This window comes from Aeromonas sp. s12 (assembly GCF_040907925.1).
Classification (GTDB): Bacteria; Pseudomonadota; Gammaproteobacteria; order Enterobacterales; family Aeromonadaceae; genus Aeromonas; species Aeromonas veronii.
Genome location: NZ_JBFOCT010000033.1, coordinates 1 through 7276, shown reverse-complemented (window position 1 = coordinate 7276; position 7276 = coordinate 1). Strand labels below are relative to the sequence as shown.

The window sequence follows — 7276 nt, the reverse complement described above, 5'->3', positions numbered from 1 at the left end:
GCCGGCCGCGCAAGGCGTGCTGGCAGCCGTGCAGACCCTGCGTGAGATGAACGCCGACAACCTGCGCAAGGTGCCGGCCGATGCACCCACGGCCTTCATCAAGCCGCGCTGGAAGCCGCTGGTGATCACCCCGGAAGGCCTCGACCGGAAATTCTACGAAATCTGCGCCCTGTCCGAGCTGAAGAACGCCCTGCGCTCCGGCGACATCTGGGTCAAGGGCTCGCGGCAGTTCCGCGACTTCGACGACTACCTGCTGCCGGCCGAGAAGTTCGCCGCACTCAAGCGCGAGCAGGCCCTGCCCCTGGCGATCAACCCGAACAGCGACCAGTACCTGGAAGAGCGTTTGCAGCTGCTGGACGAGCAGTTGGCCACCGTCACCCGCCTGGCCAAGGACAACGAGCTGCCCGATGCCATCCTCACCGAGTCAGGGCTGAAAATCACCCCGCTGGATGCGGCGGTGCCGGATCGGGCGCAGGCGCTGATCGACCAAACCAGCCAGTTACTGCCGCGCATCAAGATCACCGAACTGCTGATGGACGTGGACGACTGGACGGGCTTCAGCCGCCACTTCACCCACTTGAAGGACGGGGCCGAGGCCAAAGACAGGACGTTGCTGCTGTCCGCAATCCTCGGTGATGCGATCAACCTCGGGCTGACCAAGATGGCCGAGTCGAGCCCCGGCCTGACCTACGCCAAGCTGTCCTGGCTGCAAGCCTGGCACATCCGCGACGAAACCTATTCGGCGGCCTTGGCCGAGCTGGTCAACCACCAGTATCGCCACGCCTTTGCCGCCCACTGGGGCGACGGCACGACCTCATCCTCCGATGGCCAGCGCTTCCGCGCGGGTGGCCGGGGCGAGAGCACCGGGCACGTCAACCCGAAGTACGGTAGCGAGCCGGGACGGCTGTTCTATACCCATATCTCCGACCAGTACGCGCCGTTCAGCACCCGCGTGGTGAATGTCGGCGTCCGCGATTCCACCTATGTGCTCGACGGCCTGCTGTACCACGAGTCCGACCTGCGGATCGAGGAGCACTACACCGACACGGCCGGCTTCACCGATCACGTCTTTGCCCTGATGCACCTGCTAGGCTTCCGCTTCGCGCCGCGCATCCGCGACCTCGGCGAAACCAAGCTGTACGTGCCGCAGGGCGTGCAAGCCTACCCGACGTTGCGCCCGCTGATCGGCGGCACCCTGAACATCAAGCACGTGCGTGCCCACTGGGACGACATCCTGCGCCTGGCCAGCTCGATCAAGCAGGGCACCGTCACCGCCTCGCTGATGCTGCGCAAGCTCGGCAGCTACCCGCGCCAGAACGGACTGGCCGTGGCCCTGCGCGAGCTGGGCCGGATCGAGCGCACGCTGTTCATCCTGGACTGGCTGCAAAGTGTTGAACTGCGCCGCCGCGTGCATGCCGGCCTGAACAAAGGTGAGGCGCGCAACTCGCTGGCCAGGGCGGTGTTCTTCAACCGCCTTGGGGAAATCAGGGATCGGAGCTTCGAGCAGCAGCGCTACCGGGCCAGCGGCCTCAACCTGGTGACGGCGGCTATCGTGCTGTGGAACACGGTGTACCTGGAACGCGCCACCCAGGGGTTGGTCGAGGCCGGCAAGCCGGTGGACGGCGAGCTGCTGCAATTCCTGTCGCCGCTGGGCTGGGAGCACATCAACCTAACCGGCGATTACGTCTGGCGGCAGAGCCGCAGACTGGAAGACGGGAAGTTTCGGCCCTTACGGATGCCCGGAAAACCTTAGCGTACGATTTTTTCCGAATTCTGCGGGCTCCCCTATCTCATCTGCGCAAGGCAGAACGTGAAGACGGCCGCCCTGGACCTCGCCCGCGAGCGCCAGGCGCACGAGGCCGGCGCGCGGACCCGCGCCACGGCCCACGAGCGGACGCCGCAGCAGGAGCGCCAGAAGGCCGCCAGAGAGGCCGAGCGCGGCCGTGAGGCTTGGACGCTAGGGCAGGGCATGAAAAAGCCCGTAGCGGGCTGCTACGGGCGTCTGACGCGGTGGAAAGGGGGAGGGGATGTTGTCTACATGGCTCTGCTGTAGTGAGTGGGTTGCGCTCCGGCAGCGGTCCTGATCAATCGTCACCCTTTCTCGGTCCTTCAACGTTCCTGACAACGAGCCTCCTTTTCGCCAATCCATCGACAATCACCGCGAGTCCCTGCTCGAACGCTGCGTCCGGACCGGCTTCGTCGAAGGCGTCTATCGCGGCCCGCAACAGCGGCGAGAGCGGAGCCTGTTCAACGGTGCCGCCGCGCTCGCCGGCATCGCTGTCGCCGGCCTGCTCCTCAAGCACGGCCCCAACAGTGAAGTAGCTGATTGTCATCAGCGCATTGACGGCGTCCCCGGCCGAAAAACCCGCCTCGCAGAGGAAGCGAAGCTGCGCGTCGGCCGTTTCCATCTGCGGTGCGCCCGGTCGCGTGCCGGCATGGATGCGCGCGCCATCGCGGTAGGCGAGCAGCGCCTGCCTGAAGCTGCGGGCATTCCCGATCAGAAATGAGCGCCAGTCGTCGTCGGCTCTCGGCACCGAATGCGTATGATTCTCCGCCAGCATGGCTTCGGCCAGTGCGTCGAGCAGCGCCCGCTTGTTCCTGAAGTGCCAGTAAAGCGCCGGCTGCTGAACCCCCAACCGTTCCGCCAGTTTGCGTGTCGTCAGACCGTCTACGCCGACCTCGTTCAACAGGTCCAGGGCGGCACGGATCACTGTATTCGGCTGCAACTTTGTCATGCTTGACACTTTATCACTGATAAACATAATATGTCCACCAACTTATCAGTGATAAAGAATCCGCGCGTTCAATCGGACCAGCGGAGGCTGGTCCGGAGGCCAGACGTGAAACCCAACAGACCCCTGATCGTAATTCTGAGCACTGTCGCGCTCGACGCTGTCGGCATCGGCCTGATTATGCCGGTGCTGCCGGGCCTCCTGCGCGATCTGGTTCACTCGAACGACGTCACCGCCCACTATGGCATTCTGCTGGCGCTGTATGCGTTGATGCAATTTGCCTGCGCACCTGTGCTGGGCGCGCTGTCGGATCGTTTCGGGCGGCGGCCGGTCTTGCTCGTCTCGCTGGCCGGCGCTGCTGTCGACTACGCCATCATGGCGACGGCGCCTTTCCTTTGGGTTCTCTATATCGGGCGGATCGTGGCCGGCATCACCGGGGCGACTGGGGCGGTAGCCGGCGCTTATATTGCCGATATCACTGATGGCGATGAGCGCGCGCGGCACTTCGGCTTCATGAGCGCCTGTTTCGGGTTCGGGATGGTCGCGGGACCTGTGCTCGGTGGGCTGATGGGCGGTTTCTCCCCCCACGCTCCGTTCTTCGCCGCGGCAGCCTTGAACGGCCTCAATTTCCTGACGGGCTGTTTCCTTTTGCCGGAGTCGCACAAAGGCGAACGCCGGCCGTTACGCCGGGAGGCTCTCAACCCGCTCGCTTCGTTCCGGTGGGCCCGGGGCATGACCGTCGTCGCCGCCCTGATGGCGGTCTTCTTCATCATGCAACTTGTCGGACAGGTGCCGGCCGCGCTTTGGGTCATTTTCGGCGAGGATCGCTTTCACTGGGACGCGACCACGATCGGCATTTCGCTTGCCGCATTTGGCATTCTGCATTCACTCGCCCAGGCAATGATCACCGGCCCTGTAGCCGCCCGGCTCGGCGAAAGGCGGGCACTCATGCTCGGAATGATTGCCGACGGCACAGGCTACATCCTGCTTGCCTTCGCGACACGGGGATGGATGGCGTTCCCGATCATGGTCCTGCTTGCTTCGGGTGGCATCGGAATGCCGGCGCTGCAAGCAATGTTGTCCAGGCAGGTGGATGAGGAACGTCAGGGGCAGCTGCAAGGCTCACTGGCGGCGCTCACCAGCCTGACCTCGATCGTCGGACCCCTCCTCTTCACGGCGATCTATGCGGCTTCTATAACAACGTGGAACGGGTGGGCATGGATTGCAGGCGCTGCCCTCTACTTGCTCTGCCTGCCGGCGCTGCGTCGCGGGCTTTGGAGCGGCGCAGGGCAACGAGCCGATCGCTGATCGTGGAAACGATAGGCCTATGCCATGCGGGTCAAGGCGACTTCCGGCAAGCTATACGCGCCCTAGGAGTGCGGTTGGAACGTTGGCCCAGCCAGATACTCCCGATCACGAGCAGGACGCCGATGATTTGAAGCGCACTCAGCGTCTGATCCAAGAACAACCATCCTAGCAACACGGCGGTCCCCGGGCTGAGAAAGCCCAGTAAGGAAACAACTGTAGGTTCGAGTCGCGAGATCCCCCGGAACCAAAGGAAGTAGGTTAAACCCGCTCCGATCAGGCCGAGCCACGCCAGGCCGAGAACATTGGTTCCTGTAGGCATCGGGATTGGCGGATCAAACACTAAAGCTACTGGAACGAGCAGAAGTCCTCCGGCCGCCAGTTGCCAGGCGGTAAAGGTGAGCAGAGGCACGGGAGGTTGCCACTTGCGGGTCAGCACGGTTCCGAACGCCATGGAAACCGCCCCCGCCAGGCCCGCTGCGACGCCGACAGGATCTAGCGCTGCGTTTGGTGTCAACACCAACAGCGCCACGCCCGCAGTTCCGCAAATAGCCCCCAGGACCGCCATCAATCGTATCGGGCTACCTAGCAGAGCGGCAGAGATGAACACGACCATCAGCGGCTGCACAGCGCCTACCGTCGCCGCGACCCCGCCCGGCAGGCGGTAGACCGAAATAAACAACAAGCTCCAGAATAGCGAAATATTAAGTGCGCCGAGGATGAAGATGCGCATCCACCAGATTCCCGTTGGAATCTGTCGGACGATCATCACGAGCAATAAACCCGCCGGCAACGCCCGCAGCATCGCGACCGTCATCGGTGAGAAGTTCGGCAGGTATTGGGTGGTGACAATGTAGGTGCTGCCCCAAATGGCAGGTGCTATCGCTGTGAACAATAAATCGGGCGTGCGTAATGACATGCGATTACAAGACCTCCGCTACGGCGATGGGTTTTTGAGAGTTGCAGGCGCCGCGATGACCGCACCCTGACTTGGACTGGCCCTGCCTCGCACCAATCCACCTGCGGCTATGGCCGCGATCATGCGAGGCCCGAAAATTACACGACCTGTACACGTCCGCCGAACCCGGAACGCAACAGAGCTTCGTGGGCATCCCGATCCGGGTCGTAGCAGCAGTCCTGGACCAAACGCACGTCGTAGTCCGCATCACTAGCCCAGGCGACGCTTGAAAGAACAACGCCGGTGGTGCTTATCCCGGCCATGACAAGCGTGCTTACGCCGCGCGTCCGAAGGTCGGCGTCGAGCGCCGTGCCATAAAAGACGCTGGCTCGCGGACATGCATAGAAAAGGTCGCCCCGTTCGATCGCAAGCCCTTCGACGGGCAGACCGGTGCGAAATCGTCCGCTCGGGAGATACGGTGAGATTTGGCGATTCGTCGCCGGCGGCGCATGTTCATACTCTTCGCCGAGCGAAAAGTTGGGGAACAGCACGGGCCGGCCGCGCAAGGCGTGCTGGCAGCCGTGCAGACCCTGCGTGAGATGAACGCCGACAACCTGCGCAAGGTGCCGGCCGATGCACCCACGGCCTTCATCAAGCCGCGCTGGAAGCCGCTGGTGATCACCCCGGAAGGCCTCGACCGGAAATTCTACGAAATCTGCGCCCTGTCCGAGCTGAAGAACGCCCTGCGCTCCGGCGACATCTGGGTCAAGGGCTCGCGGCAGTTCCGCGACTTCGACGACTACCTGCTGCCGGCCGAGAAGTTCGCCGCACTCAAGCGCGAGCAGGCCCTGCCCCTGGCGATCAACCCGAACAGCGACCAGTACCTGGAAGAGCGTTTGCAGCTGCTGGACGAGCAGTTGGCCACCGTCACCCGCCTGGCCAAGGACAACGAGCTGCCCGATGCCATCCTCACCGAGTCAGGGCTGAAAATCACCCCGCTGGATGCGGCGGTGCCGGATCGGGCGCAGGCGCTGATCGACCAAACCAGCCAGTTACTGCCGCGCATCAAGATCACCGAACTGCTGATGGACGTGGACGACTGGACGGGCTTCAGCCGCCACTTCACCCACTTGAAGGACGGGGCCGAGGCCAAAGACAGGACGTTGCTGCTGTCCGCAATCCTCGGTGATGCGATCAACCTCGGGCTGACCAAGATGGCCGAGTCGAGCCCCGGCCTGACCTACGCCAAGCTGTCCTGGCTGCAAGCCTGGCACATCCGCGACGAAACCTATTCGGCGGCCTTGGCCGAGCTGGTCAACCACCAGTATCGCCACGCCTTTGCCGCCCACTGGGGCGACGGCACGACCTCATCCTCCGATGGCCAGCGCTTCCGCGCGGGTGGCCGGGGCGAGAGCACCGGGCACGTCAACCCGAAGTACGGTAGCGAGCCGGGACGGCTGTTCTATACCCATATCTCCGACCAGTACGCGCCGTTCAGCACCCGCGTGGTGAATGTCGGCGTCCGCGATTCCACCTATGTGCTCGACGGCCTGCTGTACCACGAGTCCGACCTGCGGATCGAGGAGCACTACACCGACACGGCCGGCTTCACCGATCACGTCTTTGCCCTGATGCACCTGCTAGGCTTCCGCTTCGCGCCGCGCATCCGCGACCTCGGCGAAACCAAGCTGTACGTGCCGCAGGGCGTGCAAGCCTACCCGACGTTGCGCCCGCTGATCGGCGGCACCCTGAACATCAAGCACGTGCGTGCCCACTGGGACGACATCCTGCGCCTGGCCAGCTCGATCAAGCAGGGCACCGTCACCGCCTCGCTGATGCTGCGCAAGCTCGGCAGCTACCCGCGCCAGAACGGACTGGCCGTGGCCCTGCGCGAGCTGGGCCGGATCGAGCGCACGCTGTTCATCCTGGACTGGCTGCAAAGTGTTGAACTGCGCCGCCGCGTGCATGCCGGCCTGAACAAAGGTGAGGCGCGCAACTCGCTGGCCAGGGCGGTGTTCTTCAACCGCCTTGGGGAAATCAGGGATCGGAGCTTCGAGCAGCAGCGCTACCGGGCCAGCGGCCTCAACCTGGTGACGGCGGCTATCGTGCTGTGGAACACGGTGTACCTGGAACGCGCCACCCAGGGGTTGGTCGAGGCCGGCAAGCCGGTGGACGGCGAGCTGCTGCAATTCCTGTCGCCGCTGGGCTGGGAGCACATCAACCTAACCGGCGATTACGTCTGGCGGCAGAGCCGCAGACTGGAAGACGGGAAGTTTCGGCCCTTACGGATGCCCGGAAAACCTTAGCGTACGATTTTTTCCGAATTCTGCGGGCTCCCCTA

Annotated in this window: 5 protein-coding genes and 2 pseudogenes; 4 read left to right on the top strand and 3 right to left on the bottom strand. The window is 63.8% G+C overall.

The genetic code is table 11. The annotated features are described in order from the left end of the window. Together AB5Y67_RS16185 and AB5Y67_RS16180 are read left to right on the top strand one after the other, a co-directional pair. Positions 1-1753 (top strand): annotated as a pseudogene (locus AB5Y67_RS16185) (Tn3-like element TnAs1 family transposase); the annotation flags it as partial. 57 nt (positions 1754-1810) lie between these two features. Then, on the top strand, positions 1811-2053 hold the full coding sequence (locus AB5Y67_RS16180; protein WP_000844627.1) for a transposase: 243 nt from the start codon (positions 1811-1813) through the stop codon (positions 2051-2053). A gap of 31 nt (positions 2054-2084) precedes the next feature. Here AB5Y67_RS16180 and tetR(A) read toward each other — a convergent pair whose 3' ends face one another. Beyond that, entirely contained in the window at positions 2085-2735 is a 651-nt protein-coding gene (tetR(A), locus tag AB5Y67_RS16175) for a tetracycline resistance transcriptional repressor TetR(A) (protein ID WP_000164043.1), read from the bottom strand. A gap of 105 nt (positions 2736-2840) precedes the next feature. Between tetR(A) and tet(A) the strand changes: the two genes are divergently transcribed. Then, entirely contained in the window at positions 2841-4040 is a 1200-nt protein-coding gene (gene tet(A), locus AB5Y67_RS16170; protein ID WP_000804064.1) for a tetracycline efflux MFS transporter Tet(A), read from the top strand. A 31-nt stretch (positions 4041-4071) separates the two neighbouring features. Here tet(A) and AB5Y67_RS16165 read toward each other — a convergent pair whose 3' ends face one another. Both AB5Y67_RS16165 and AB5Y67_RS16160 read right to left on the bottom strand, forming a co-directional pair. Then, the gene (locus tag AB5Y67_RS16165; protein ID WP_000058717.1) at positions 4072-4956 is read right to left on the bottom strand and encodes a DMT family transporter; all 885 of its coding nucleotides are present in this window, start codon (positions 4954-4956) and stop codon (positions 4072-4074) included. A gap of 137 nt (positions 4957-5093) precedes the next feature. Beyond that, a complete protein-coding gene (locus tag AB5Y67_RS16160; protein ID WP_001351729.1) occupies positions 5094-5486 on the bottom strand; it encodes a cysteine hydrolase family protein in 393 nt (130 codons plus the stop codon). A 3-nt stretch (positions 5487-5489) separates the two neighbouring features. Here AB5Y67_RS16160 and AB5Y67_RS16155 point away from each other — a divergent pair. After that, positions 5490-7241, top strand: a pseudogene (locus AB5Y67_RS16155) (Tn3-like element TnAs1 family transposase); the annotation flags it as partial. Positions 7242-7276: the final 35 nt, after the last annotated feature.